Source organism: Vibrio sp. ECSMB14106 (assembly GCF_000972265.1).
Lineage (GTDB): Bacteria > Pseudomonadota > Gammaproteobacteria > Enterobacterales > Vibrionaceae > Vibrio > Vibrio kanaloae.
This window is the reverse complement of record NZ_LAUM01000081.1, coordinates 1-540: the sequence shown is the minus strand read 5'-3', so window position 1 is coordinate 540 and position 540 is coordinate 1. Positions and strand designations below refer to the sequence as shown.

The window sequence follows — 540 nt, the reverse complement described above, 5'->3', positions numbered from 1 at the left end:
TTCCAAATCACTTAGGTCGCCAGTTTGCGGTTACCGCGCCAAATGAAGTTTGGGCTGGTGATGTTACGTATATTTGGACAGGTAATCGGTGGATGTATTTAGCGGTTGTTATCGATCTTTTTGCCCGTAAAGTGATTGGTTGGTCGATGTCGTTATCACCTGATTCTAGACTAACAGGCAAAGCTCTTTCGATGGCTTATGAGTCTCGTGGAAAGCCTAAAGGTGTCATGTTCCACAGCGATCAAGGTAGTCACTATACCAGTCGTAAATACCGCCAATTACTGTGGCGCTTTCAAATAAAGCAGAGTTTATCTCGTCGAGGAAACTGCTGGGATAATGCGCCGATGGAGCGCTTCTTTAGAAGTCTGAAAACGGAATGGGTGCCAACGGTGGGTTATCGTAGCTTTGCTGAGGCTCAACAAGAGATCACTCGCTACATCATTGGATATTACAGCCAACTCAGACCACATCAGTATAACGGTGGTCTAACTCCCAACGAATCAGAACGATTATATTGGGAAAACTCTAAAACCGTGGCCA

General features: G+C 45.4%; 1 pseudogene. It reads left to right on the top strand.

The features are described 5' to 3' along the window. Nucleotides 1-540: pseudogene (locus WR49_RS20740) on the top strand (IS3-like element ISVch4 family transposase); the annotation flags it as partial.